Consider the following 26998-nt stretch of genomic DNA (forward strand, 5'->3'; position numbering starts at 1 on the left):
GGATCTGAGCGATCGCACCCTTCCATCTGTAAGGAGGATGCTTCAGCTAGCGCCCAGGATGTAAGAGGCAAGACCAATCGCTCCACCTGCCAGCACTAACCAGGCAGAATTAACCCTAAAGCGAAAAACTGCGATCGCGCTCAACATTGCCAAAACGACGGTTAGTCCATCAGTTAAGGTAGTTTGTCCCAGAGTATAAGCAACCCCTGCCATAAGTCCAAGTGAGGCAGCATTCACACCATCCAGAAAGCCACTTGCCCAGCGTGATTGACGCAGCTTTGGCACAAAAGGGTTTACCAACCAAACCAGCAAAAAAGCTGGCAAAAAAATGCCAAGGGTGCTCGCGATCGCTCCAGCATTGCCAGCCAGTAAATAGCCAATAAAGGTAGCAGTAGTAAATATAGGACCCGGTGTTAATTGCCCGATCGCTACAGCATCTAAAAGTTGCTGAGACGTTAACCACTGATTGCGCTCTACTAAATCTTGCTGTAGAAACGCTAACAACACATAGCCGCTACCATACAGCACACACCCAATTTTAAGAAAAAACAAAAAGACACTGACCCAACCGACGGAGGCAGTGGCGATCGTGGTGCCCCCAGTCTGTGACAAAACCCCAGAAAAGGGTAGTAAAAACGCGCCAATGGTCGTACTGTGTCGCTGCCACTTCGCCAGCATGACCGCAAGCCCCAAAAGCAACAGCAGCAGCACTTCATTTAAGCCAGCAAAATAACCGGCAACTGCTGCCAGCCCAGCAAGGATAGTCGGCACATCTTTTGCTGCTTTTTGACCCAGATTCCAAAGTGCCTGAAGCACGATCGCTATCATGACAGGTTTAATCCCATACAACAGCCATTGGAGTTGAGGAACGGCTTGGTACCGAACGTAGAGCGCTGCCAATCCCCAGACAATCAGCATCGCAGGCAAAATAAAACAGCTTCCTGCAATGAATAAACCACGCCATCCGGCTCGTTCATAACCAATATGAATCGCGAGTTCAGTCGAGCTAGGACCAGGAAGTAGGTTTGTGACTCCAAGCAAATCCAAAAGCTTTTCTCGGCTCACCCACTGCCGCTGCTTCACCACCACTTCATCCATCATGGCAATATGAGCTGCTGGACCACCAAAGGCGATCGTACCCAGGCGCAAAAATACTGTTGCCAGTTCTGTTAAACGCTGGTGCTGTTGTGAAGCTGACAACGTGGCATAAGCGACTGACTCTGGTTCCTGTTGCACATCCTCCGCCTCTAACACGAATGCTCTCCTTCGACTGCCAGTGATCAACCGTACGACTACTAAACTTCGATCACGCCACTCTACACTGACAAAGCAAGTTTTGCTATGATGCCGTCAAGCAAAAAGATCGGTAAGTCAATCGTGATTTAGGAGTATTGTATGACGGATGTTAAAAAATCAGCGATGAGTTTTCAGCCGGAGGGCAACCGACCCCAGTAGACCTGAAACAGCTTGCGGATCAAGGCTTTAAATCAGTGGTAAATCTACGTTCATCTAATGAAGTGGGCGCGTTAGTGGATGAACAACAACAGGCTGAAAATGTTGGTCTGCAATATGTCAATGTGCCACTGCAACCCACAGAAGCGAATGCCGATCTGACAGCAGCAGTGCTTGCAGCCGTTGAGCTATTACCAACTCCCGTGTTTTTTCATTGTGGTGCTGGTGGACGAGCTAGTGCCGCTGCCTTAATCACCTTCGCCACGCAGCAAAAATTAAGTCGCAAAGCTGTTTTAGAAAAAGCCGCTACCTTAGGCATTAATCCAGAGCAGCCGCAGTTACAACAATTCTTAGATGGTCTTGTGTAAGTAAATCCAGCCTTCTTCAAACAGTTCATGCAATCCGTATCAAGCCTTTGCAAAACCAAAAAACGGAACGTTATTTCGAGTCAGGAAGAGGTTGACAGCAGAAGGAGGGATTGATTCTTTCGACGTTCTTAACCACACCACAACTAACCTTAGCGGCAGTACTGCTCAACGCAGCGAACAAAAATTTCAACGCCCATTCCCAACGCTGTTTCGTCGAAGTTAAATCGGGGATGGTGATGCGGATATGCCAGATCGCGATCGGCGTTTGCAGAACCGAGGAAGAAATAACAACCGGGAACTTCTTGAAGGAAGAACGACATATCTTCACCCCCCATTGTTTGGCATTCGGGCACAATACCGAGCGGCGATTCGATGACCGTTTCAGCAATCGATCGTACCAGGTTGGCAATGCGCTCATCGTTGATCACAGGTGGATACAAGCTGTAGTACTCCAACTCATAGCTAGCACCGTGGCTCTGGCAGATGCCGCTGACAACTTGTTCGATTCGCTGCTTAAAAAAGCCGTCAAACTGAGGATTGAAGTACCGCACGGTGCCACTCATCTTGGCGGTGGCTGCAATGACATTATGAGCAGTGCCAGCGTTGAGTTTACCCACTGTCACCACGGCTGATTCGGTCGGGTCTACATTCCGTGCCACGATCGTTTGTAGCGCGGTGACAACTTGCGATGCCACCACAATCGAGTCGATCGTTTGTTGGGGAATGGCACCATGTCCGCCTTTACCAATAATGGTGCAATTAAATAGCTCTACCGCTGCCATCAGCGCACCACTACGAACGCCGATCGTGCCCAGTGGTAGGTTGTTCCACAAATGCAAGCCAATGATGGCATCCACATCTGGATTTTTAAGGACACCCGCTTCAATCATTGGTTTCGCGCCGCCGGGTCCTTCTTCAGCAGGCTGGAAGATGATTTTGACCGTGCCAGCAAAGTCCCGGTGTTGCGACAGGTAGTAAGCAGTGCCGAGGGCAATCGTCACGTGCCCATCGTGACCGCAAGCGTGCATCACACCATCATGCTGAGATTTGTAAGGCACATCGTTTTCTTCCTGGATCGGGAGTGCATCCATATCCGCACGAATACCCAGCACACCACCAGACCGATCGCCCTGAATGATGGCGACAATGCCCGTTTGCGCGATCCCTGTTTGGTGCTCAATGCCCCATTCGTCTAATTCTTGAGCAATAAAGGCGGCGGTCAATTGCTCACGAAACCCTAGCTCAGGCTTTTGGTGTAGCTGTCTGCGCCACTCAACAAGCTCTGGCTGCAACGCTTGAATGGCAGCGCGAATACGGGATGTATCAACAGGGTGTGGGAATAATGAAGTTGCAACCATAGTGCTCGCTGTGCCTCTCAATAAAACCTTGGGCACCCTGAAAGGGATTGCCGATTCAATCTTCCTACTTTAACGACTTTAAACAGGTGATTTGGTTTTTACCGTTGTTTTTCTATGACTCAACCTTTTTCCGAAAGACCTCAATGTCTTACCCGTCCGGCTCAAGCAGGCGATCGCCGCGTTGTCGAGCGGCTCGTCAGCCAGTTTCACCAGTCGCTTCAGCTTCCTTATGTTACAAAACCAAAGCCTCTGTCTCGTCAGGTTTTAGGGATGATCGTTCTTGCGATCGGCACATTGCTCCTCTTGCTAACGCTGCATGGCTTTTACTCGCACGCCTTAGCCTTAACAGTGCTGTCTCTGCTGACGCTAAAGGATTATTGGCAGGTGTCCCAATCACCCACAAATTTTTGGGTTGTAGAGTGTGATGGAGAAGTGCTTGGTTGTGCCAAACTGTTGCGTTACAAAACCCATTCTGAGGCATATTTGGTCTGTGTGGATGCAGCCTCGCAAGGACAAGGCTATGGGTCATTTTTGATGCAGCGATTGAAGGAAGAGGCAACCCTACCGCTCTATCTAGCAAGCCAACCGCATCGAGTAAAGTTCTATCGGCAGCTAGGCTTTGTAACAGTGCCTTCAGACACATTGCCAACGCCAATCCGTAGCCGCTTAGGCGTCGATCTCTATCAAGCATACGGACTGGTGACAATGGTGTTTGGGCGATCGATAACAGAAAGCGATAACCAAACAGCAAACGGCTGAAACCAAAGACTAGAGACGTAGAGCAGGTCAGCAGCCAGCAAGAGAAGGCAAACAAAGGGAGACAGAGAAATTCATCCTTCATTTCCTATCCCTCATCCCTTACCCCTCATTCCCTACCTCCCGCAAGCTGTTAAGCGATACCAGAAAGCAGACTTGCTAACGGCAGCAGGCTCTCTAAATCAAGGTCTGAAGCAATTTGAGCCAGTGCGCTTAAATTAGTCGGATCTGGTAAGTGAGGCATTAGCCCCAAAACTGGGATACTGGTCAGCGATCGTATCAAGTCAGCCGGTGCCCAGTTAGCAATTTCTTGCTCTGTACAAGGCTGAACACAGTTGAGCACAATGCCTTTGAGATGAACGCGAGTTTGGCGGGCAAGCGCAACGTTCGCGACCGTTTGCCCAATCGCGCCCAGCTTCACGGGCACCACTAACACGGCTGGCACGTGCCAATCCCACGCCAGATCTGCCACAGTTGTTTCATTGGTAACAGGTGAACCAAGTCCGCCTAAGCCTTCCACTAGAACCCAGTCGTATTTCTGACGCATGGCTTCAAATGCCTGCCACAGTTTGTCCAGCTCAATGCGGCGACCTTCTTGTGCGGCAGCGATCGGTGGTGCCAGTGGCGCTACAAACGGTAGGGGCGTTACTTCATTAGGGTCACGCTTAAACAAACGGCTATAAAGTGCGCGATCGCTCTCAGCTACCCCGTCCAAGCCGCTATCACCTGTTTGAATGGGCTTTAGAATGCCCAGGGTCTGAGCCGTACAATAAGTTTGCCAATATGCTGCCAGCGCTGTTGTTAAAACAGTCTTGCCTGCGTCTGTGTCAGTTCCAGTAATCAATAAAGCGTTCAAGAGAATAGCGTGTAGTGGTTGGTTGCTGATGATGGATAACCCATAACAAATATACTGGCTCAATGGAACGTGTCTAGCTGTAACTGGTTGTTTAACATCGAGCGATCGCCCTTAAAAAACGCAGCACCGCCACTAGTTTGAGCCAGAATCTATTCTAGTCCCGCACACTAATGTCCAGGCTAAAGTCTGTATCCTGAGCGGCAATGACATCAATTTGATAGGTGCCACTTAGGGGCAGTTGTTCTTCCCATGACAAGACGTTTGCGGCAGCTTGAATCAGTTGCCCATCAGGGGCAGTGATATTGAGGGTAATAGAGCCATCACGCACGGCAGCTTTAAAGATTTGTCCCTCGCTTGCTCGTACTAAATAACGATGAACAACCTGTGGGCTACCGCGATCGCTAACTGTCGTTGACGTTTGACCCGTTTCAAACTGCACACGATGAATTTGGATGCTGGGGGCTGATGGCGATGGGCTAGGGGGCGGAGTCGTTGGGATTGGCGTAGGACTAGGTACAACGGCACTTCTGAGGTTTACATCCAGCCGATAATCGCTCTTATCCAACCCTTTAACGGGGCTGAGCCGAATCGAGTAGCTACCTGTATAAGGCAACGTGCCCTGCCAAAGCGACACGCGATTAGACTGTCCACTAAGAGGCTGTTGATCAGGACCTAGCAACGTCATCAGTACTCCTTCGCCCGAAAGCACAGCACTCAACTGCTGACCCTGTTCACCTGCGAGAATGTAGTTAACCGTTTCGTTCGATCGCAGAGTGCCCGTCTTCGATACCTTGCCACCATCAGGGCTAAGGTCTAGATTTTGGCTATAGGCGATCGGCTCATTCGTTGGTTTAGACGTAGGTGTAGGCTCAAGCGATGGGGTTGGGCTAAACGATGTTGTAATCGTCGGTGTCGGTGTGGGTGTCGGCTGGTTATTCAAAAATGCCCGCACGACTGCCCAAGTGCCAACGCCAGTCAGCACGACTAGCCCTAGACCGATCGCCACTACTGCCAGCGGGTCATCCCACACTGAGCTTCGGGGTGCAGGCACGGTTGGTACTGCACGATTAGAAGTTGCAGCCACGGGTGCTGGGTCTACTCGTCGACCCACTGCCATCGTTGCCATCTGCGACATATCGGGCTGCGGTGCTGCGGTCGGTACTGGGGGTTGGTAGGGTGGCGGCACAGTAGGAGCAGTAACCAGGGGCGACTGAAGCGCCTGCGCCACTTCGGCAACAGACTGAAAGCGATCGCCCGGACGATAGCTCAACATCTTGTTCAACACCTGAGAAAAACCCGGACTGACCGTTACCCAGCGCTGCCAATACCAGGTCATCGTCGTATCGTCCAGCAAGGTCTGTGGATCTCGTCCAGTCAGCAGCACTACTGCGGTCACTGCCAGCGAGTACAAATCGCTGCTGGGATATGCTCGCCCCGACTGCATCTGTTCGCTAGGCGCAAACCCTGGTTTACCAACGGTTGTATTTTGCGCGGTCATCGTTGGCGACTGAAACCGAGTTGCCAGTTCCTTCACTACACCAAAATCAATCAAGACAGGTTTGCCATCTTGCTGCCGCAATATGATGTTGTCTGGCGCAATATCGCGGTGAATAATGCCTTTGCTATGAATATGAGCCAGCACAGGCAAAAGCTGCCGCATGAGCTGTAAAATCTCTGCTTCCGAAAACGCTATTCCTTGCACCTGCCGCTGTTCCAGCAAGGCGCGATACGTCTGTCCTTCGACATAATCCTGCACTAAGAACAGGCGCTGGTCTTCCTCAAAGGTTGCCCGAAACTGAGGAATCTGCGGATGCTGAATCTGGTACAGAATTTGTGCCTCTCGCTGAAACAGTTCTTTCGACTTGTCCAGTGCATAGGCGCTTCCCTGAGCTGGAATCAGTTCCTTAAGGGCACAAAGTTCGTTAAACCGCCCCTGATCTTCTGACAGATAGGTGCGACCAAACCCTCCCTGACCCAACACGCTTAGGACACGGTAGCGGTTTTGTAACGTAATGCCAATGGGGATCGGTGGGCGCATAACAGGGTAGGGACGGGGTAAAGGGTGAAGAAAGAGTGTTACTGCTGAAGTGATCGAGGTATTTAGGTCACTAGGCTGTCTGCTGTCTCTTCAGACACTCCTATTCTGGCAGAGGGATGCCCTGTCTTTGAGGCTGCTACGAAGTTAAGGGCTGTAGCACGATCGCAGTTTTCTTCTAGCAAAGCATAAGCAAGACGAAAAGAAGCCCGTGAACGGGTCAGTTGATCGCCTCTTTGCCCTATTTACTCAGTTTTGCTTTCACCAGATCCTGTACTTTCTTACCATCTGCCTTACCTTTAAGCTGCTGCATAGCGGGTCCCATCACCTTACCCATATCTTTGGCAGCGGTGGCACCGACTTGAGCAATAATTTGGTCGATCGCACGCTCGATCTCTTCATCCGAGAGTTGCTGAGGTAGATACTCCTCCAGAATTGCCAATTCCTGAGCTTCCTGAGCGGCTAAATCATCGCGATTAGCCTGCTGATATTGAGCAATCGAATCTCGTCGCTGCTTCGCCAACTGCACCAGCAACTCAATTTCCTGCGCTTCGGTTAAATTTTCTTGACCAGAAGGACGAACGCTAGATTCTTTCTCTAAAATTGCCTTTTTAATACTACGAACCGTTTCTAACCGAATTTTGTCCCTTGCTTTCATAGCGCTTTTAATCGCTTCACTAACGCGATCGTTCAAACTCATAGCGTTATCCTTTATTGCGTCGAGTACGTTGCGTTCCAAACTATGACATGGACTCGGTGAAGTTAGACATCTAGCGTAAAGTCTAGAGCTGACTGCTGACTGCTCAAAGCTGTCCACCAGCCCAAGATGATGAGTCCAGGCTAAGGTTCACCCATCCAAGAGACTTACTACACAAAGGTAGAGGTCAAATTGAATAGGATTGTCATAGTAGTTTCTGTAGATTCACTGATTTGTTTTTTTAGAATCACGGGAAAATGAGTAGTGAAGGACAATCATAAATGAGATTAGCAAGTAGCTGGACGGCATTGAACGAAAAGCGAGATAGCGGCAGTTTAGCCTTAGGTGGCGATACTGCTTATACCATCGCTTTGCCCCACTGAGCCTTTATTTGATTGATGTTCTCAATGCCTCAAACTGTATTAATTAGCGATCGCCAAGATGCGATCGTTGGAAGCGATAATGTGGATGCTAAAGGCACTCGCTCGTTTTTCATCTTTCGCGATCGCGTTACGATCGCTCCAAGGGATATATCCTGAGGGCTGATTTCAAACCTGAATGGTACTATTGCGATGACTACGATTGAGGGTACGCCGTGATCCGCTCTGCAACTCTTACTCCTAAAGCTGCGCTGTCGCCCCTGAACGACCAAAATCGACTGCGGCTGCTTTCTGGGTCAGCCAACCCGCTGCTCGCTCAGGAAGTTGCGCGTTATCTGGGCATGGATCTCAGCCCTATGGTGCGGAAACGGTTTGCCGATGGTGAACTTTACATTCAAATTCAAGAATCGATTCGGGGCTGCGATGTCTATTTACTTCAGCCCTCATGCCGTCCGGTGAATGACAACCTGATGGAACTGCTGATTATGGTCGATGCCTGTCGTCGGGCTTCCGCACGGCAGATCACAGCAGTCATGCCCTATTACGGTTACGCCAGAGCCGATCGCAAAACTGCTGGGCGAGAGTCAATTAGTGCCAAATTGGTAGCCAACTTGATCACCCAGGCAGGTGCGAATCGTGTGCTGGCAATGGATTTGCATTCAGCGCAAATTCAGGGCTACTTCGATATTCCGCTTGATCACGTGTACGGTTCGCCGACGCTGATAGATTATCTCTCCAGCAAGCAATTGTCGGATTTAGTTGTTGTTTCACCTGATGTCGGTGGTGTAGCACGTGCACGCGCCTTTGCCAAAAAGCTGGGTGATGCACCGTTAGCAATCATTGACAAACGACGACAGGCGCACAACGTGGCAGAAGTCATGAACCTGATTGGCGATGTAAAAGGCAAAACTGCTGTTTTAGTCGATGACATGATCGATACGGCAGGCACCATTATTGAGGGCGCACGGCTGCTAAAGCAGGAAGGCGCGCGACAAGTTTATGCTTGCGCGACCCATGCTGTCTTTTCACCACCGGCGATCGAACGGCTCTCTAGCGGTTTGTTTGAGGAAGTGATTGTAACCAACACTATTCCAATTCCAGAGAGCGATCAGTTCCCACAACTGACCATTCTTTCCGTCGCGAATCTGCTTGGTGAAACAATCTGGCGCATCCACGAAGATACCTCTGTAAGCAGCATGTTTCGCTAGAGAACTGTAGGGCAACGCTGCTTAAATCTCTCGATCGTCATAGGGCAATAGTATGTAAGGCAGGTATTCTAAAAGAAATCTTCCTGGCTCTGTCCATGCACAATAGCCCTTTAAAGGTTGCGCCGAACCATCCAGCATTGCGGCGGGTTCGTACGGTAAGCCGTCTTCTAGATAACGCGATCCCGATTCCTGGCACTCGTTTTCGGTTAGGGCTTGATCCTGTTTTAGGACTCTTGCCTGGCGCAGGCGATTTTGTAGGAGCAGCGCTCTCTGTTTACATCGTGATCGAGGCAGTTCGCTTTGGCTTGCCGCGAAAAACGTTGGTGCAAATGGTTACTAATCTAGTGCTGGATTCTGTGGGTGGCTCGGTGCCTATACTGGGTGATGTCTTTGATGCCACGTGGAAAGCCAACAGTCGTAATCTGGCACTTTTAGAAGCGCACGTTGCAACGCCTGAGCCAGCAAAAGCAGCCGATCGCCGCTTCGTCATTTTTATTGTTCTGGCGCTGCTGCTACTGCTCATTGGCATTGGTGTCGTTGCCACTCTCCTGATTAGTTGGGTGGTGCGGACGCTTGCTGGGTAGCAACTAAAGTGGCTCGCGGTGCATCGATCGGTCGGTTGTGTAGCACCATTGTTGTGCTCTCATTTGGCTCAAAGCCAATACGCTGGTAGAACGACTGCTGATGGGTTGTCATCAAGTAGATGCGTTCAACACGGCTCATCTTAGGATGGCTTAAAACCGTCTCTACTAACTTCCGACCTAACCCAGCACCCTGGTAATTGGGGTGAATGACCACATCCCAAACAGTTGCCCGATAGATGCCATCAGAGGTGGCTCTGGCAAAGCCAATCATTAAATCGTGATCCCAGGCAGTCACAACTGGATCGCTGTTGGCGACCGCGATCGCTAAATCTTCAGCGCTACGATCCATCGCCCAGAACGCTGCTGTCTGAAACAACGCTTGCAGTTGCAGCAGGTCTACAATCTTCTGGTCAGAGAACCGAATATGACGACCATCCATCCCAACATCGTATGTAAAGGTTTGCATCTTTAACATAATTCAACTTCATCAAGTGTCAATGCCTCTGTTCAGGAGGAACACATTGGCTTAATTTTGCTTCTCATGATGAAAGCTGACCTCTGCCAGCTAAAATACATACAGTAGCGCTCAGTGTTTAGCTTTGCCCTCGCTTCACTGCATTCAAAGCATCTGCATTCAACGCAAAACACTGATGGCTCAGACTCTCTAGCATCCTTATGTCCCATCCCGTCAGACAAAATTTGCGCCGCATCCTAATCGCAAGTGGCGATCGACATCGTTCGCGTAAGCGAGGGCGATCAGTTGTTGTCTTGCTGCTGCTGTTGCTGATCTGGAGCCTTTGTTTGGGGTGGGGCTTGGCACAAGCCAAAGAGCCAAGATCGATGGGCGCGATCGCTCAGATACCGCCCGCACAACGCCCTTCAAGTCCGGCACCTGTACGCCCAACACCTGTAAATCAAACAACGCCAGCCTCAAGTGCGTTACAGCCAGCCGCAATCGGCACAGTTGATGTTGTGCCGCCTGGTTTAAAACTGGGTCAAGAGCTTTACCTGGAAAACTGCGCAAGTTGCCATCTTGGTTTGCCACCTCAGATCTTGCCAACTGAAACTTGGCGGCAGCTTATACAAGACTCCCAGCACTACGGCGCACAGCTTCAGCCCCTGGTTGGACCGAACTTGCAAATAATTTGGCAATACCTCCGCAACTTTTCGCGTCCTCAGGCGGCAGAAGAAGAAATTCCGTATCGCATCTACCAGTCGCGCTACTTCAAAGTTTTGCATCCCAAAGTCAAGCTGCCAACGCGAGTAGGTCTGTCTAGCTGCGTCTCTTGCCATCCTGGTGGTGACAAATATGACTTCCGCACCCTTAGTGCTGAGTGGCAGAATGCACCCTAAGAAAGGCTGAAGGCTAAAGGCTTAAGTATGAAGAATTGAGCCTTTATACTTAAGCTTTTAGCCTTTTTCTCTAGCCCCCTTGCTGCTAGTTGCAGTGATAGGATGGGGGCACAGCTATAGTTTTTGCTTAGAAGTATGCCCTGGCGCTTGAGGGTCTTACTGAGGCAGTTTGAAGCGCTTAAAAGTTTTGTTCGCACCCATTTGATTAGGAACGTTTATACTCCTGCCATGTTTAAGACTCTGCTGGGCGATCCCAACGCACGCAAACTCAAAAAATATCAACCGCTAATTACTGAGGTTGCTTTGCTGGAAGCAGAAGTGCAGCCTCTAAGTGATCATGAATTGCAAGGTAAAACAGCAGAATTTAGGCAGCGCATTGAAAAAGGCGAGAGTTTGGACGATTTGCTGCCCGAAGCGTTTGCCGTTGTAAGAGAGGCGGCACGACGCGTTTTAGGGATGCGTCACTTTGATGTGCAAGTTTTGGGCGGCATTCTTCTGCACGATAACGAAGGTGGACGGGTAAAAGGGCACCTCGCCGAGATGAAAACGGGAGAGGGGAAAACTCTAGTTTCGACACTGCCTGCCTACCTGAACGCGATCGCAGGTAAAGGCGTTCACGTTGTGACAGTGAACGATTATCTGGCACGACGTGATGCTGAGTGGATGGGGCAGGTACACCGCTTTTTGGGCTTGAGTGTAGGGCTAATTCAGCAGAGCATGAACCCAACCGATCGCAAGCGTAATTACGAGTGCGACATCACCTACGCTACGAATAGCGAACTTGGCTTCGACTACCTGCGCGACAATATGGCAACGGCGATGGTAGATGTAGTGCAGCGCCCGTTTAACTACTGCATTATTGACGAGGTAGATTCGGTTCTTATTGATGAAGCCCGCACACCGCTCATTATTTCAGGACAAGTAGAGCGTCCTAGTGAGAAGTACATGAGAGCTGCTGAAGTGGCTGCATCCCTCACCCGCAAAGTGGATGAAGACGACCCGAATGGTCACTACGAGGTAGACGAAAAACAGCGCAACGTGATTCTTGCAGATGAAGGCTTCATCGCGGCAGAGCAATTTCTGGGCGTAACGGATCTCTTTGACCCGCAAGATCCCTGGGCACATTACATTTTTAATGCCATCAAGGCAAAAGAACTGTTTATCAACGATGTGAACTACATCGTTCGCAATGACGAAATTGTGATTGTGGATGAGTTTACAGGTCGGGTGATGCCAGGTCGCCGCTGGAGCGATGGGTTACACCAAGCGATCGAAGCGAAAGAGCGCGTCGAAATTCAACCTGAAACGCAAACTCTGGCAACCATTACCTACCAAAACTTCTTCCTGCTGTATCCCAAGCTGGCAGGCATGACTGGGACGGCAAAAACTGAAGAAGCAGAATTCGGCAAAATCTATAACCTGGAAGTTGCCACTATTCCGACGAATCGCCCAACGGGACGGCGCGATCTATCCGACGTGGTCTATAAAACCGAAGACGCTAAATGGAACGCGATCGCGGAAGAATGCGCCCAAATGCATGAAGTCGGTCGTCCCGTCCTTGTTGGCACCACCAGCGTTGAAAAGTCTGAACTGCTGGCAAGGCTGCTACAAGACCGTAATATTCCCTTTAATCTACTCAACGCGAAACCAGAGAACGTTGAACGGGAGTCTGAGATTATCGCGCAAGCGGGACGCAAAGGTGCAGTCACGATCGCCACTAACATGGCAGGTCGTGGAACAGACATTATTCTTGGTGGTAACGCTGATTACATGGCACGCCTGAAGGTACGTGAGTACTTCATGCCTCGGATTGTGCAGCCAGAGGACGAAGATACCTTTGGTGTCACCGATGTCCCAGCGCTAGGTGGTGGTCGTGGGGGCGGTCAAGGCTTTGTCCCTGGTAAGAAAGTTAAATCCTGGAAAGCCTCACCCCAGATCTACCCGACTCAACTCTCTAAAGAGGCGGAACAACAGCTAAAAGCTGCTGTAGACGTTGGTGTGCAGCAATACGGTGAGCGATCGCTGCCTGAACTCGAAGCAGAAGATCGGGTGGCTGTTGCGTCTGAAAAAGCGCCAACTAATGATCCAGTCATTCAAAAGCTGCGCGAGATTTACAACCTGATCCGCCAGGAATATGAAGCGTTTACTAGCCGTGAACACGATGATGTCGTGCAATTAGGCGGGTTACACGTCATTGGAACAGAACGACATGAATCGCGCCGCATTGACAACCAGCTAAGGGGTCGAGCCGGACGGCAAGGTGACCCTGGCTCTACCAAGTTTTTCCTCAGCTTGCAAGATAACTTGCTGCGAATTTTTGGTGGCGATCGCGTAGCAGGCTTGATGAATGCTTTCCGTGTCGAAGAAGATATGCCGATCGAGTCAGGGATGCTAACGCGATCGCTCGAAGGTGCCCAGCGTAAAGTAGAAACCTACTACTACGACATTCGGAAACAGGTCTTCGAGTACGACGAAGTGATGAACAACCAGCGTCGTGCGATCTATGCTGAGCGTCGTCGTGTGTTGGAAGGGCAAGACTTAAAAGAACAAGTCGTAAAATATGCCGAGCGCACAATGGACGATATTGTTGATGCCAAGGTGAACCCTGATTTGCCCTCGGAAGAGTGGGATTTCAAAAGCCTGGTTAGCAAAGTACAGGAATTTGTTTACCTGCTGGCTGACCTGGAGCCGGATCATCTGACTGACATGACGATCGGTGAAATCAAAACCTTCTTGCACGAGCAAGTCCGTATTGCTTACGATCTTAAAGAAGCTCAGATTGACCAAATTCAACCCGGTTTAATGCGTCAGGCTGAACGCTTTTTCATTCTCCAGCGCATTGATACCCTCTGGCGCGAACATCTACAGCAGATGGATGCCCTGCGTGAATCGGTTGGGCTACGCGGCTATGGTCAGAAAGACCCACTGATTGAATATAAGAGCGAAGGGTACGAAATTTTCCTCGAAATGATGACCGAAATCCGCCGCGATGTGGTCTACTCGGTCTTCCAGTTCCAACCGCAGGCACAGCCTACCGCTGCCGTTGCTTCAGAAACGATTTAGAGCAGTTTGTAGGGGCGATCGCGATCGCCCCTACAAACCTTTTAGAAACTTGAACCTAGCGAATGAGGAAGTCGCTAAAAACGCGATCGTGATGAATCTACGCTTTTGACAAACGGACGCTTCTAGGGCGATCGTTACTCAGATAAAATACACTTACACCTAATCTCATAAGCAATACTGCAATTATCTAAAAGGCGCTATATATTTCATGCCTTAATGCTTATATCGACGCTGGGCAGAAGTTGTATCAACAAGAACTGTCTTGATATGTCTTAAAGGTTACAGTTTACAAGTTTACAACCTGAAGCTGAATGAGCGATCGCCAAGTTATCAATTGAAGAAGGTCTTTGCTGGCGATCGAGCCTCTTCGGAAGCGCTGGATAGTCGTAATCATAGAGGTTTTGGTACACTTGAACCAAAGTTGCCAAAAATATTCTCTAGTTCAAAAGTTTGAAATCCTCCGATCGGGCGACTTGAATAGGTGAAGCCTGCTGTATGCTCTTGCGATAATCTAGCCACATTAATACTTCACACCTACCTGAGAAAATCCGCCTTTTATGCAGCCCTAATCACTCCAATGCGCTGCCTAAACGTTGAGTGCTTGACTCTATACGGCTTGTATTTGTCTGAAGCGGCGTGTCTAAAGCATCCGGTTACGCTTTGTCAGTTCTTTAAAGTGAGTAGACAACCCCTATGAATGTCGAAGGGACAAGCAAAAATCACAATAGCCAACCGTTTCCGAATGAAAGGGGTGGCATCAAGCAGGGAGGAGACTCCGAACGTGATCCTCAACCGCCACGTAAAGGGTGGCGGCGCTTTTTAGTGCCTGCCCTCATCATGGCAGCAATTTTGGGGGGCGTTGGCTGGATTGTATTCAATCGGTTCATCATGCCAATACTGATCTTCACCAGCATGAAACCGCAGCTAACAGAGGTCGAGTTATCGCAGCCAAAGACAGCACCGATCGCGGATAGCTCAGACTATGCAGCTAACCTTGATTCACGGCAGTCTGTCACTTTGCAGCCACGGGTATCTGGTCAGATTGCAGCTATCTATGTTAGAGCTGGCGATCGCGTTGAGGCAGGCACACCCATTATTCAAATTGATGCCGCTCAACAGCGTGCTCAGGTTGCCGGTCGCGATGCCGCAGTAGAGTCAGCCGCGACTGACATCACTGCGGCGCAGGCAGAGGTTGTCAGTGCTAGAGAAACGCTGCGATCGTTACAGGCAAGACGGATCGCAAATTTGTCTGACGTTCAGTTAAACCAGAGCGAATATCAGCGCTATCAGGATCTATTTACTCAGGGAGCCAGCAGCAAGCAAGTGCTTGATCAAAGGCTCAATGCGCTGCAAACCGCGCGGGCAAACCTCAGCCAAACAGAGGCAGATATCCAGGCGCAGCAGTCAATCATTTCGCGATCGCAGGCAACTGTTGCAAAAAGCCAGCGTGCCTTACAGCAAGCGCAGGCAAATGTGACCGAAGGGCAGGCAGAGCTTCAGTACTACACCATCAAAGCTCCTTTTTCGGGAGTGGTTGGAAACATTCCTGTTAAGGTAGGCGATTTCGTCGATAATGCATCCCCACTGCTCCGCATTACGCAGAATGAGCAGCTTGAGGTGCAAATGCAAATTCCTCTAGAACGGTCTTCTGCTCTACGCTTGGGGTTGCCTGTGCAATTACTGGATGAGAAAGGTAAGGTGTTGCAAACCGGTAAGCTATCTTTTATTGCGCCCGATGTTGACGCATCTACACAGTCTGTACAAGCAAAAGCGGTGTTTAACAATTCGAGCGGCGCACTGCGAACCTCACAGTTTGCTCGCGTCAGGGTTGTTTGGGCAACTCGTCCAGGCGTTTTAGTACCAACGACTGCCATTTCGCGCTTAGCCGGTAAGAATTTTGTGTTTGTTGGTACGCCGTTCAAGGCATCGGGCTGCAAAGCCGCCTCGGCAGGAGAGGGGGCACCGCCACCGACCAATGTTGACCCTAACCAACTGGTCATAGCTCAAAAGCCAGTGCAGCTAGGCAGGATTGTTGGCAACGACCAGGAAGTGCTAGACGGTCTTAGTGCCAGCGATCGCATTGCCACCTCCGGCATCCTGAGCCTGCAAAATTGTTTGCTCATTCAAGCGGCAGCACCAAAGTAATGTTCATGGCTTAACCTGATTGGGCTAGCAGGCAGTCGCCTTTCTGTAGTCCATAATCTCTCACCTCTGACAGCGGGCAGTTTCCTCAGGACACCTGTGCTTTATGATTCTCTCCATTTCAACCTTTTTTATTCGTCGTCCGATCTTTGCGACGGTTTGCTCAATCGTGGTGACGCTCTTAGGGATTGCGTGTATTCCAACACTGCCGATCGCTCAGTATCCCGATATTGCGCCGCCACAGGTAACGGTTACGTCTAACTACATTGGTGCTAGCGCGGAAACGGTCGAATCAACCGTGACCAATATTCTGGAGCGAGAACTAAACGGCATCAGTGACTTGCGGTATATCAAGTCTACAAGTGCTAACGACGGTACCAGCATCATCAACCTGACGTTTGGACTCGGTCGCAACCAGGATCTGGCAGCGGTAGATGTGCAGAATAAGGTGTCGACGGTGCAATCGCGCTTACCGGGTCCTGTGACCCAAACAGGTGTCCAGGTAGCAAAAGCGAACAGCAACTTCTTGCTAGCGATCGGAATTTATTCCGATCGGGACGAAAAAACAGGACAGGATGTCTACGACAGTACCTACCTCAGCAATTACGCCGATCTCTATTTAGTAGATGCACTCAAGCGGATTAAAGGCGTAGGGGGTGTGCAAACGTTTGGCGAACGGAAATACGCCATGCGTCTTTGGGTTGACCCAGAGCGCCTCGCCAGTCGTGGACTGACAGCCCAGGATGTCATCACAGCACTGCAACAGCAAAACCTCCAGGTTGGTGCAGGGCAAATCGGGCAACCACCTGTTGATGATGGACAGCAATATCAGTATGCCGTCACCGCTCAGGGGCGCTTTAAGAACGCGGAGGAATTCAACGATCTGGTTGTAAAAACAACCGAAACCGGCACTCTGGTTAAACTGCGGGATGTGGGTCGAGCCGAACTAGGGGCTGAAAACTATGGGTCTCTCCTGCGCTTCACCCCTAAAGATCGCATTACACACCAAGGCATTGGGCTTGGTATTACTCAACAATTTGGCAGTAATGCGCTGGATGCTGCTCAGGCTGTCAAAGACGAAATGAAGCGTCTAGAGGCAAGCTTTCCACCTGGAATGCGTTACGCTGTTGCCTTTGACACTACGACCTTCATTGAAGCGGGCGCAGAAGAGGTTGTTGTTTCGCTAATCCTGTCGATTGGGTTAGTGGTACTCATTATCTTTGTCTTCTTGCAAAGCTGGCGATCGGCGCTCATTGCCTCAATTACTATTCCAGTCGGTTTGCTCGGCACCTTTGTCTTTGTGAAGCTGTTTGGTTTCTCCATCAACACACTGACTCTCTTTGCCTTAACGCTAGCAACTGGGTTGGTGGTGGATGATGCGATCGTCATTGTGGAAGACATTACTCGACGCATTCAGGAGGATGGAATGCGACCGCTAGATGCGGCAATTGCCTCTATGGACGCGTTGACGGGTGCGGTGATTGCCACCTCCATTGTGCTCATGACGGTTTTTGTGCCCGTTGCCTTTTTCCCTGGCACCACAGGGCAGCTTTACAAGCAGTTTGCGTTGACGATCGCCTTTTCAGTTGGTGTTTCATCCTTTAGCGCCATCATCCTTACACCAACTCTGTCGGCGCTTTTGCTACGACGCGGACAGATGCCCGATAACTGGTTCTTTAATCGAATTAACTCAGCCATTGACAGCACTCGGCATCGTTACATTCGTTCACTGGATGGTCTCACACGACGTAAAGGGCTGGTCGTTGGACTGTTTGCAGGCGCATTGGCACTAACGTACTGGGTCTATACGATCGTGCCAGGAGGGTTTATCCCCGATGAAGATCAGGGCTATTTCATCACGATTGTCCAGGCACCTGAAGGCGTGTCGCTCAATTACACCCGTGATGTACTGGAGAAAGCTGAGGCGATCTTGAAGCAGCAGCCAGAAATTGAAAATATTTTTGCGGTCGGCGGCTTTAGCTTCAGTGGTTCAACCCCAAACAACGGCTTGATTTTTACAACCCTCAAACCTTGGGGTGAACGCAAACAAGCCGAGCAATCGGTGAAGTCTATTATTGGCGGCTTTTTCCCAAAACCATCGGGACTGTTCCCCCAAATGCTAGGCATCAAAGAAGCAATAGTCATTCCGGTAGCGCCACCAGCATTGCAGGGTGTAGGGAATTTTGGTGGCTTTGATTTTCAACTGCAAGATCGCACTGGGCTAGGCTTTGATGTGCTGGGTGAGAACCTCAACAAGTTTATGGGTCGTGCTGCGACCTATCCTTCAGCAGACAAGCCCCTGCTGGCTGGCTTACGCCCCACCTTTAATGCAAATACGCCGCAAATCTCGGTGGAGGTCGATCGTACGCGGGCAAACCAACTTCAGGTGCCGCTACAGGATATTTTCAACACGCTGCAAACGTCGTTGGGTTCAACGTACGTTAATGACTTCAACCAGTTTGAACGCACCTATCGAGTGTATGTGCAGGCTGACCAGCAGTTTCGCTCAAACCCTGAAGATATTAAGCGGCTGTATGTGCGATCGCAGACGGGCAGGATGATTCCGCTTAGTAACTTGGTGACCATTACTCAGACGATCGGTCCGTCTATCATCACCCACTACAATCTGTATCGCTCCGTTGAAATTACTGGTGCCGGTGCCCCGGGCGTTAGTTCAGGGCAGGCGCTACAGGCAATGGAAGCGGTGGCAAAAGAAACACTACCCAGGGGCTTCGGTTATCAGTGGTCTGGGTTATCGCTGGAAGAAATTGAGTCTGGCGGCAGTGCGATCTTTATCTTTGCGCTGGGGGTTGTCTTCGTTTACCTCACCCTGGCAGCTCAGTATGAAAGCTACATCGATCCTTTCATTATTCTGCTGACGGTGCCGCTGGCAATTCTGGGCGCGTTGGTTGCAATTTTGCTGAATGGCACGGCTAACGATGTTTACACCCAGATTGGCTTTGTCATGCTGATTGGGATGGCAAGTAAAAACGGTATTCTCATCGTGGAATTTGCGAATCAGCTCTATGAGGAAGGATGGAGCATTACAAAAGCAGCAGTGGAAGCATCGCAAGAGCGACTACGACCGATTTTGATGACTGCCATCTCTGCGATCGTGGGTGCCGTGCCCCTTCTTATTGCAACGGGTGCAGGTGCTGCCGCTCGTCGATCGTTGGGCGCAGCAACCGTCGGTGGGATGTGCGTTGCTACAGTGCTCAGCCTGTTTGTCGTACCTATCCTTTACATCGTCATTAAAACAGCTGAAGCGCGTTACCGTCGTGGGCCTTATAAACCCGCGCTCGCAGGCGGTCCCGATGCGGAACCTGATAGTTCGACCCCTACCAGTAAGGAAGCCACCTCTAAGCGTTAGACAGATAACGTTAAGCAGACAGCCCTACAGCGATTGCCCTGAAACCTATTGGTGGCGCTGTAGGGTTCTGTTCTTTTAAACGGTATGAAGCTCTGGCCATGCTACGCGGTCTTGGCAGTCAGCGATGCGAAACGCTCTTAAAGCGGGGCTGTAGAATCCTGATAGCGATCACTTTTTCTGTAGAAAGAAGTGGCAGCTAGAGTAAGGTACAGGTAAACCGAAGACCCTTAGGGGGGTGAGCGATCGGTGAGCCACGGTAGCTCTGTGCTGCTGATCGTGTTCACGAATGCAAAAATGATTGACAAAAAGGATTCTCCTCCAACAAGGTGCTTTTTCCAACCGTTTTCCATTGCAAGAGTTTTCACACTTGTCCAAACGAATAATGTTAGACGCAGCCTGTTACCGGCGACCGTCCTGGTTATGCTTGCCGCGACTCTACCCGTACAGGCACAATGCACCACCTCCTACGAACCTGGAGCACAGCCACAGCGGGTTACTACGGGTTTGTTTGATGGCAGAGTGGGACGCATCAAGGTGATTAACAACACCGAAAACGCAACACTCATCTCGCTGTACCATCCTGATGCGCCAAAGCGAGTCTTTAAATATTGGTATGCGGAGCCTGGCGAGGGCTATCTGCTAGGCATCGATAACTACAGCAGCGATTGGGGCATTCAAGTTGATGAAGGTCCAATCTGCATTGTGGGACGAGTTGCCAGTTGGGATGGCAGCACCTTTACAACCTTTCCTAGCCGCCTCTTTATTACAGAGGCAACGCCCAGCATTAAGGGAACCGTCAGTGGAACTCCAGTGACGCTACCACCCCCACCACAACTCCCAACCGACTACGAGACAATTGCCCGCAAACTACTAACTGAAGGCGACATCCGAGGCAGTCTTCTTTCCTTGTTGCGGGCTGCCGATCTTTACAAGGCAAGTGGACAAATTGCAGACGAAAAGCGGGTTCGCGATCGCATTAATCAGATCCGTGGTAACTAGGTGGTAGCTATAGACTGTAGGATTCTTAAGACTTTTTTCCTACAGCTTAAGAATGACTGGAAAAAAATAAAGGGTCGTCTACAATAAAAGTAGCGGAGACGCAAGTTTCCGTTCACTCCTCACACCACATTCCGCCTGAACGTTTGTTCGGGCGGTTCCTTTTTGAGGCACTACTGACAAAACATCAAAAATTATGTCTAAATGAGTGGGCAGTTGTATCGAAAGCACCAGTTATCGCTATGGTAGAATTTCGGGATAACGATGTAGGCAAGGATTCCTAGAATGGCAGCAGCAGTGCAAGTGACGGATTCTTCTTTTAAACAAGATGTTCTTGAGAGCGAGATTCCAGTTTTAGTCGATTTTTGGGCACCCTGGTGCGGTCCTTGTCGTATGGTGGCTCCGATCGTCGACGAAATCGCTGCTCAATATGATGGTCAGGTAAAGGTCGTAAAGCTCAATACTGACGAAAATCCTAGCGTTGCTAGCCAGTATGGCATCCGCAGCATTCCGACGCTGATGATCTTTAAGGGCGGACAGCGCGTTGACATGGTGGTTGGTGCAGTACCAAAAACCACTCTGTCCAATACGTTAGAAAAATACCTTTAATGTGGATGGGCAAAGCCCTAATTGAATCTGGACATAGGGACATGATCACTCATGGACAACTATTTCAGACTCTAAATGCGGTCATCTCTTATTTCTAAGCTCTGATTGCTTGGCAATAAGCGTCTAGTGAGTAACTAGGGTTTACTTCACTAAGTAGCGATCAGTCATCAAGCATATTGCATTAACGCCGCAGAAAATAGATTCTTGCGGCGTTTTTAGTTTATTTACTGAACGAGGGTCGCTGTAATCTCGATAGAATAGGATGCTGGCTGTTGGAGGAATTCATGGCTTCATCTCTGTCATCAAACCCATCTGAATCGCTTCATGCTGATGTGCTGCGTTTGCTCGATCGTTTACCAAATTCACAGCATGGAGAACTGATTCAGCTTGTGTTGGCAACGATCGTCAGAATGGCGGAGAGTGATATTGACCGTCTGGACTGGAAGATTTGCGCTGCCTCGCTTCAAGATATGGAACGAGCCTTTAAGACGTTCTACCCCTATCGGCACGTGCGGAAGATTGCCATCTTTGGCTCCGCCCGTATTATGCCCGATACACCTGAGTATGCTCTGGCAGCAGAGTTTGCACATCGTGTGACACAGGATGGCTTTATGGTCATTACGGGGGCAGGCGGCGGCATTATGCAAGCGGGTAATGAAGGAGCCGGACGCGAAAAGTCCTTTGGTCTTAACATTCAGCTACCGTTTGAGCAGGGCGCAAATCCGTTTATTGAAGGCGATCCAAAACTTGTTCCGTTCAAGTACTTCTTTACACGCAAACTTTTTTTCTTACGTGAAAGCGATGCGCTAGCGCTATTTCCCGGTGGTTTTGGTACTCAAGACGAAGCCTTTGAGTGCATTACGCTGACCCAAACGGGAAAATCATCGCCAGTACCGTTAGTGTTGATTGATAAACCTGGTGGCAATTATTGGCATGACTGGCACGACTATATTCAGAAGCAATTGCTCAAACGTGGTTTGATCAGTGCTGACGATCCTAGCCTGTACACTATTACCGATCGCCTGGATGTTGCGTGTGAGACGATCGCCAACTTCTACCGCGTTTTTCACTCCTGCCGCTACTTTGGCAATCGGCTTGTCATTCGTCTTAATTCGGAACTATCGGATGCTGATGTCGAGCAGTTGAATGAAAACTTCAGCGATATCTTAGTAAAAGGTCGCATCGAAAAAAGTCAACCTTTACCTCAAGAAAAGCAGGATATGGCTGATGGCTACTCTCATTTGGTGATGTATTTCAACCAGCGCGACCTGGGGCGGTTGTATCAATTTATCGCTGCACTCAATCAATTTGGCGCACCGACAGAAGAACGTACTCACCCAGAACGGAAGTAGGTACTGCTGGGGAGAAGAGGAGAAGAGGTAAGAGGTGAAGGAGTGAAGAAGTAAAGAGAAACGGCGTGGGCGATCGTCAATGGCTGTAAGGTCAAGGTGTGTTTGATCTGAGTGAGAACTGCCGTATACCGCAAAGAATGTGGTTAAAATACCGCATCGAGGAAAGAAGTTGGCTATTCTAGGGGCTAGTAAACAGTCAACGATGAAGCCCTTGCTATGCTTTCGCAAATTGTGCGTCCGATGGTTCAAACCCAGATTCGACTGCTGGCAAATAGTCGTGCCACGCGCCCCACAATGGTCTCGACGGTTGCTCACTGGCTTGGCTTTTTGGGAGTCCGGGCTCAGGTAACGCATCTTGATGCGGGTGCTGGCAAAATTCACATTTCCCTTTCGGTTGATAAGCCTGAAGGGTGTGATGCTCATGACTGGCAGCAAATTCTTCACAATTTGAATACGGCTCGAACAGAGGCAGAGGTCGTCTCTATCAATCCGGCAGAGTTTACGCCGCAACAGCAAAGCAAGATGCAGCGCTTGCTAGCCTACCTCATTCAAGTGGGCGCACCGGATAGCTCTGTTGATTGGGAAAGCCTCCAGCCTCAATTACAGGCATTAGGGCTGAGTGAACCAATGGTGCTTGGCATTCGATCGGCGTTGAAGGTGCCGCAAGCGCTTGATGATTTGCTAGATGGTTTAGATTCTGATGTAGCGGCTGTAGCATTGCCGAAAGCGGTTAGCATTGCGATGCTCGATCGCCAGGTGAATGCTTCTGAAGATCAAGCTTTAGTGGCGTTATTAAAGGCAATGAAGCATCAATGAAAAATATGAAAGCTAAGGGCTAAAGGCTAAGTAGCATTTTTTAGCCTTAAGACTTTATCCCTCATCTTTTACAGGAACGAACTCTAGTCGATACCGATAAAGTGCTACCGGACGATCGCCTGCCTTAAAGTAATCTTCATCCTGCGGCGAGAGATAAATGGCTGTGACTTGATCTGCCGTGATTGCTGGCTGTCCTGTAGTAGCGACCTCGGCTGCTAGGTGGTGATAAGCCGTAGTCGTTTCGACTTGGTTCAAGTAAGGATTGGGTACACCACGAAAGACCTGCTGAAACAACTCGCTTGTAAGAAAGTCGTCAGCAGCAGGCGTTTCGATAGCACGGGCAGTCACAACAGAAATAAGTTGTCGTCCACCTTGCATTAGTGTGATCTGGCGGTTGGGCGATCGCGGATCAACGGTAACAGCCAGCACACTATCGCCCAAATAAGCTTTTGCTAAGTTGAAGCCGTTAAAGGCGCGATCGGATACCACAGCATCTTTAACAAGCCCTTTCAACGGCAGCAACGAGAACACAGTAGAATTTGTTGACAGTGAACGAGACGGCACAAAGCGAACGTTACAGGCGATCGCCTGATTCAAATATTTTTGATTGCTGTCAAAACCTGGTGTAACGATCTCAGGTGCTAAGGGTGCCGCCAGTTCCACCAATGTACTGGTTAGCTGCCAGGTGCCAGCCAGCCAGTCGGGGTACTCCAGATCGCCGTTAGCTGGCTGCACAGCTGGTTTATCGTCCCAATGCGGAAAAGCCGCAAGGCGGTCAGCGAGCAATCCAGCTTGAGCGTTACTACTCAACCACAGCCAGCAGACCAAGGTGCAACAGACAACCTGCAAAAGTGGCTGGAGTGAAGGAAAACTGCACTTAACGTTGCTGCATAGTGCTCGGCTTCGTACGCTTTGTACTGCCTTAACCCGCACCCCAGTGTTCTCCTGTAGGAAAAGAGATAAGCGCTTCAACACCCGTCTTTCAATGTAGGACAGTTGGAATGGTGAGTAAGATGACGCTTCCAGCAACGCCCTCAATTTAACGTGTTGCCACCTTTTCTTCATGCTGCCTGCTGCTGCGATTATTCTCAATCGTATCAAGGGTTGAGCCAGCATACGGGCAAAAGTGCAGATAGGCTTAAAAACTTTAACTCAATCACACACCGTGAGACATTTCCTAAATGCCTGTTCAGACAGTTCCTCCACAAAAGCAGAGATCCAGTAAAAGTGCGGAGCGATTTCAGCGTTTTCTGCGAGAGTTTTTTTATAGTGATTGTCAACACTAGCAAGAACAAAGGCAAGAGCAAAGGAAGCAGCGAGCAGTTTTGGCTAGCTGTAAGACCGTTTAGAAATTGCTTCATACAACAATTAATTAGAAGAAGTTCACATATAGAGAGAGTAGAACGGATGCTAAACGCACTGATGATGGTCTCAAATGCCTTCATCTCGTTAAGTTATTTCATCATTGCGTCCTTGCTCCTGCTACCCTTCTTGAAGGGAAAGCAAAAAACACCGCTGGTATTAGTCACGATTCTGGTGTTTTTCAGTTGCGCTTTGGGGCATGGTGGACACGTCTTGCTCTTGCTAGAGCAGGGGCATCAAACCCGTACCTCGCTCTTGCTGCCACTTCAAGTAGGAATTGATCTAAGCACTGCCATGATTGCGGGAATCTATATTGCATTACGGCACTCTTATGCTTCCTTAATTAATGGGCCATTGCTGTTGACGCAGACTCAAGACCAATTAACAGAAACGCTAGACGTACTAGCGCATATGAATGAAAATTTAGAGTCAATGGTTCAAACGCGCACAATGGCACTGTCCAAGGCGAATGAGCAATTAGAATACGAAATTGCGAAACGCAAGCAAGCAGAGACGGCTTCGCAGCAGCTTTTAGAGCAGTCCGAACAACAAGCGCAACTCCTGCGTACCGTAATCGACTCAACCCCTGACTGGATCTTTGCTAAAGACCACAACTTTCGCTATATCTTTGTTAACCAGGGGTATGCGTCTGCACTCAATCAAACACCAGAGATGATGCTGGGTAAGGATGACCTGGAGTTGGGTTTTCCTGAAGAACTAGTTTTAGGAAATCTTGAGCAAGGCAGAGAAGGTTTTCGGGCGGATGACCAACGTGTTCTAGCCGGTCAAATTATTCATAATCCCCATGATCCAGCGACTGATGCTAATGGTTCCTTACATATTTTTGATACTCAAAAATTTCCCTTATTTGATGCCAAAGGTCAGATTTTTGCAGTTCTGGGCTTCGCTCGCGATATCACCAGGCACAAGCAGGCAGAAAAGGCACTTCAGGAAAGCGAGGGTCGACTACAAGCAATTTTGGATAACTCGCCTGCCGTGATTTACTTGAAAGACACTGAAGGGCGCTTCCTCTCAGCCAATCGTCAATTTCAAACCATCTTTCGCCTGAGTCAGACTGAAATTGTTGGGAAGAGCAACCACGATATTTTTCCGCCTGCTTTAGCCGCCGCCTTTCATGCGAATGACCAAAGCGTCCTGCAAGCAGGCGCCGCGATTCAGTGGGAAGAAGAGGCTCTACAGGAAGATGGCTTGCACACTTACCTATCACTAAAATTTCCCCTGTTTGATGCCGACGAGAATGCCTATGCAGTTTGCGGTATGTCTACTGATATTACAGAGCGCAAGCAAACAGAGGTGGCGTTGCAACAATCGGAAGCGCAACTGCGAGAAAAAGCACGGCAACTTGAACAAACCTTGCTGGAATTGCGGCGGACTCAAACGCAACTCGTACAGACTGAAAAGATGTCTAGCTTAGGGCAACTTGTTGCTGGCGTAGCCCACGAGATTAATAATCCGGTCAACTTTATTTACGGCAATCTGATTCCTGCGGGTGACTATATTCAGGACTTACTTCAACTGTTGGCACTTTATCAGCAGCATTACCCAAAGCCACTGCCAATGATCGAAGCTGAGATTGCGGCGATCGACCTTAACTTTATTGTTGCTGACCTGCCCAAACTGCTGTCATCAATGAAAACAGGTGCAGAGCGTATTCGCCAAATTGTGCTGACTTTACGCAACTTCTCACGCTTAGATGAGGCTGAACGTAAGACAGTGAACCTTCATGAAGGGATTGATAGCACCCTGCTCCTGCTGCAACATCGGTTTAAAGCCAAACCAGACCAGATAAAAATTACAGTGCTTAAAGACTATGCCGACCTGCCTTTAGTTGAATGCTATGCTGGACAGCTCAATCAGGTGTTGATGAATCTGCTGACCAATGCGATTGATGCATTGGAAGAAAAATACGCCGAAGAGCCGACTCAAATCGCTCTCCCAACCATTCATATTCAAACGGAACAGTTGAATTCAGAGTGGGTTCGCATTCAAATAGCAGACAATGGTGCAGGTATCCCAGAAGCCATTCAACCACGCTTATTTGACCCGTTCTTTACAACAAAAGCGATTGGTCAAGGTACAGGGTTAGGGCTATCAATTAGCTATCAGATCGTGACTGAAACGCATGGAGGTAAGCTGCAATATCAGTCTACACCGCAGCAAGGAACAACCTTTGTGATTGATCTGCCTCTTAGACATTTGCACAAAAGTCATGGAAAGTAA

21 protein-coding genes are annotated in these 26998 nt (G+C 49.5%); 14 read left to right on the forward strand and 7 right to left on the reverse strand.

From position 1 onward, the window contains the following. Positions 1 to 42: 42 nt before the first annotated feature. Complete coding sequence (gene chrA / locus H6F86_RS18040; RefSeq protein ID WP_190450108.1) at positions 43 to 1254, reverse strand: chromate efflux transporter; 1212 nt, start codon at positions 1252 to 1254, stop codon at positions 43 to 45. 158 nt (positions 1255 to 1412) lie between these two features. Here chrA and H6F86_RS18045 point away from each other — a divergent pair, with 158 nt between their 5' ends. After that, the gene (locus H6F86_RS18045) at positions 1413 to 1820 is read left to right on the forward strand and encodes a sulfur transferase domain-containing protein (protein ID WP_190450168.1); all 408 of its coding nucleotides are present in this window, start codon (positions 1413 to 1415) and stop codon (positions 1818 to 1820) included. A 149-nt stretch (positions 1821 to 1969) separates the two neighbouring features. Here the strand turns inward: H6F86_RS18045 and H6F86_RS18050 are convergent, their stop codons facing one another. Beyond that, a complete protein-coding gene (locus H6F86_RS18050) occupies positions 1970 to 3178 on the reverse strand; it encodes a M20 family metallopeptidase (RefSeq protein ID WP_190450109.1) in 1209 nt (402 codons plus the stop codon). A 114-nt stretch (positions 3179 to 3292) separates the two neighbouring features. Between H6F86_RS18050 and H6F86_RS18055 the strand changes: the two genes are divergently transcribed. Then, positions 3293 to 3937 (forward strand): GNAT family N-acetyltransferase, encoded by a 645-nt coding sequence (locus H6F86_RS18055; protein ID WP_190450110.1) that lies wholly within the window; start codon positions 3293 to 3295, stop codon positions 3935 to 3937. Between the two features lie 130 nt (positions 3938 to 4067). Here the strand turns inward: H6F86_RS18055 and bioD are convergent, their stop codons facing one another. The 3 genes from bioD to H6F86_RS18070 all read right to left on the reverse strand — a co-directional run bounded on the left by bioD (position 4068) and on the right by H6F86_RS18070 (position 7525). Then, the gene (gene bioD, locus H6F86_RS18060; protein ID WP_190450169.1) at positions 4068 to 4790 is read right to left on the reverse strand and encodes a dethiobiotin synthase; all 723 of its coding nucleotides are present in this window, start codon (positions 4788 to 4790) and stop codon (positions 4068 to 4070) included. A gap of 154 nt (positions 4791 to 4944) precedes the next feature. Next, positions 4945 to 6828 carry a serine/threonine-protein kinase gene (locus H6F86_RS18065; protein ID WP_190450111.1) on the reverse strand — a complete coding sequence of 628 codons (1884 nt, stop codon included), beginning with the start codon at positions 6826 to 6828 and terminating at the stop codon, positions 4945 to 4947. 238 nt (positions 6829 to 7066) lie between these two features. Next, on the reverse strand, positions 7067 to 7525 hold the full coding sequence (locus H6F86_RS18070) for a GatB/YqeY domain-containing protein (protein ID WP_190450112.1): 459 nt from the start codon (positions 7523 to 7525) through the stop codon (positions 7067 to 7069). 404 nt (positions 7526 to 7929) lie between these two features. Here H6F86_RS18070 and H6F86_RS32885 point away from each other — a divergent pair, with 404 nt between their 5' ends. The 3 genes from H6F86_RS32885 to H6F86_RS18080 all read left to right on the forward strand — a co-directional run bounded on the left by H6F86_RS32885 (position 7930) and on the right by H6F86_RS18080 (position 9694). Then, entirely contained in the window at positions 7930 to 8061 is a 132-nt protein-coding gene (locus H6F86_RS32885) for a hypothetical protein (RefSeq protein ID WP_277881687.1), read from the forward strand. Positions 8062 to 8117: 56 nt separating this feature from the next. Next, entirely contained in the window at positions 8118 to 9110 is a 993-nt protein-coding gene (locus tag H6F86_RS18075) for a ribose-phosphate pyrophosphokinase (RefSeq protein ID WP_190450113.1), read from the forward strand. Between the two features lie 95 nt (positions 9111 to 9205). Further along, positions 9206 to 9694, forward strand: coding sequence for a DUF4112 domain-containing protein (locus H6F86_RS18080; RefSeq protein ID WP_190450114.1), 489 nt, complete (start codon positions 9206 to 9208; stop codon positions 9692 to 9694). Here the strand turns inward: H6F86_RS18080 and H6F86_RS18085 are convergent. Beyond that, positions 9663 to 10160: a GNAT family N-acetyltransferase gene (locus tag H6F86_RS18085; RefSeq protein WP_347240627.1), complete on the reverse strand. Its 498-nt coding sequence runs from the start codon at positions 10158 to 10160 to the stop codon at positions 9663 to 9665. The genes H6F86_RS18080 and H6F86_RS18085 overlap by 32 nt on opposite strands. A gap of 209 nt (positions 10161 to 10369) precedes the next feature. Here H6F86_RS18085 and H6F86_RS18090 point away from each other — a divergent pair, with 209 nt between their 5' ends. From H6F86_RS18090 to H6F86_RS18125, 8 genes are all read left to right on the forward strand, one after another. Then, positions 10370 to 11047 (forward strand): diheme cytochrome C, encoded by a 678-nt coding sequence (locus H6F86_RS18090; protein WP_190450115.1) that lies wholly within the window; start codon positions 10370 to 10372, stop codon positions 11045 to 11047. A gap of 228 nt (positions 11048 to 11275) precedes the next feature. Further along, complete coding sequence (gene secA / locus H6F86_RS18095) at positions 11276 to 14110, forward strand: preprotein translocase subunit SecA (RefSeq protein ID WP_190450116.1); 2835 nt, start codon at positions 11276 to 11278, stop codon at positions 14108 to 14110. 693 nt (positions 14111 to 14803) lie between these two features. Continuing rightward, positions 14804 to 16255, forward strand: coding sequence for an efflux RND transporter periplasmic adaptor subunit (locus H6F86_RS18100; RefSeq protein WP_190450117.1), 1452 nt, complete (start codon positions 14804 to 14806; stop codon positions 16253 to 16255). Positions 16256 to 16358: 103 nt separating this feature from the next. Then, on the forward strand, positions 16359 to 19622 hold the full coding sequence (locus H6F86_RS18105; protein WP_190450118.1) for an efflux RND transporter permease subunit: 3264 nt from the start codon (positions 16359 to 16361) through the stop codon (positions 19620 to 19622). Positions 19623 to 20042: 420 nt separating this feature from the next. Further along, positions 20043 to 20621, forward strand: a complete 579-nt coding sequence (locus H6F86_RS18110; protein WP_190450119.1) for a hypothetical protein — start codon at positions 20043 to 20045, stop codon at positions 20619 to 20621. Positions 20622 to 20903: 282 nt separating this feature from the next. Continuing rightward, the gene (trxA, locus tag H6F86_RS18115; protein ID WP_190450120.1) at positions 20904 to 21227 is read left to right on the forward strand and encodes a thioredoxin; all 324 of its coding nucleotides are present in this window, start codon (positions 20904 to 20906) and stop codon (positions 21225 to 21227) included. Between the two features lie 284 nt (positions 21228 to 21511). Beyond that, positions 21512 to 22579, forward strand: coding sequence for an LOG family protein (locus tag H6F86_RS18120; RefSeq protein WP_190450121.1), 1068 nt, complete (start codon positions 21512 to 21514; stop codon positions 22577 to 22579). A 216-nt stretch (positions 22580 to 22795) separates the two neighbouring features. After that, positions 22796 to 23395: a hypothetical protein gene (locus H6F86_RS18125; RefSeq protein ID WP_190450122.1), complete on the forward strand. Its 600-nt coding sequence runs from the start codon at positions 22796 to 22798 to the stop codon at positions 23393 to 23395. 54 nt (positions 23396 to 23449) lie between these two features. Here the strand turns inward: H6F86_RS18125 and H6F86_RS18130 are convergent, their stop codons facing one another. Next, on the reverse strand, positions 23450 to 24130 hold the full coding sequence (locus H6F86_RS18130; RefSeq protein WP_347240632.1) for a DUF6816 family protein: 681 nt from the start codon (positions 24128 to 24130) through the stop codon (positions 23450 to 23452). A 672-nt stretch (positions 24131 to 24802) separates the two neighbouring features. On the opposite strand from H6F86_RS18130, the gene H6F86_RS18135 reads away from it, so the two are divergent. Further along, complete coding sequence (locus H6F86_RS18135) at positions 24803 to 26998, forward strand: PAS domain-containing protein (RefSeq protein WP_190450123.1); 2196 nt, start codon at positions 24803 to 24805, stop codon at positions 26996 to 26998.

The organism is Phormidium sp. FACHB-592 (assembly GCF_014695795.1).
Classification (GTDB): Bacteria; Cyanobacteriota; Cyanobacteriia; order Leptolyngbyales; family Leptolyngbyaceae; genus Stenomitos.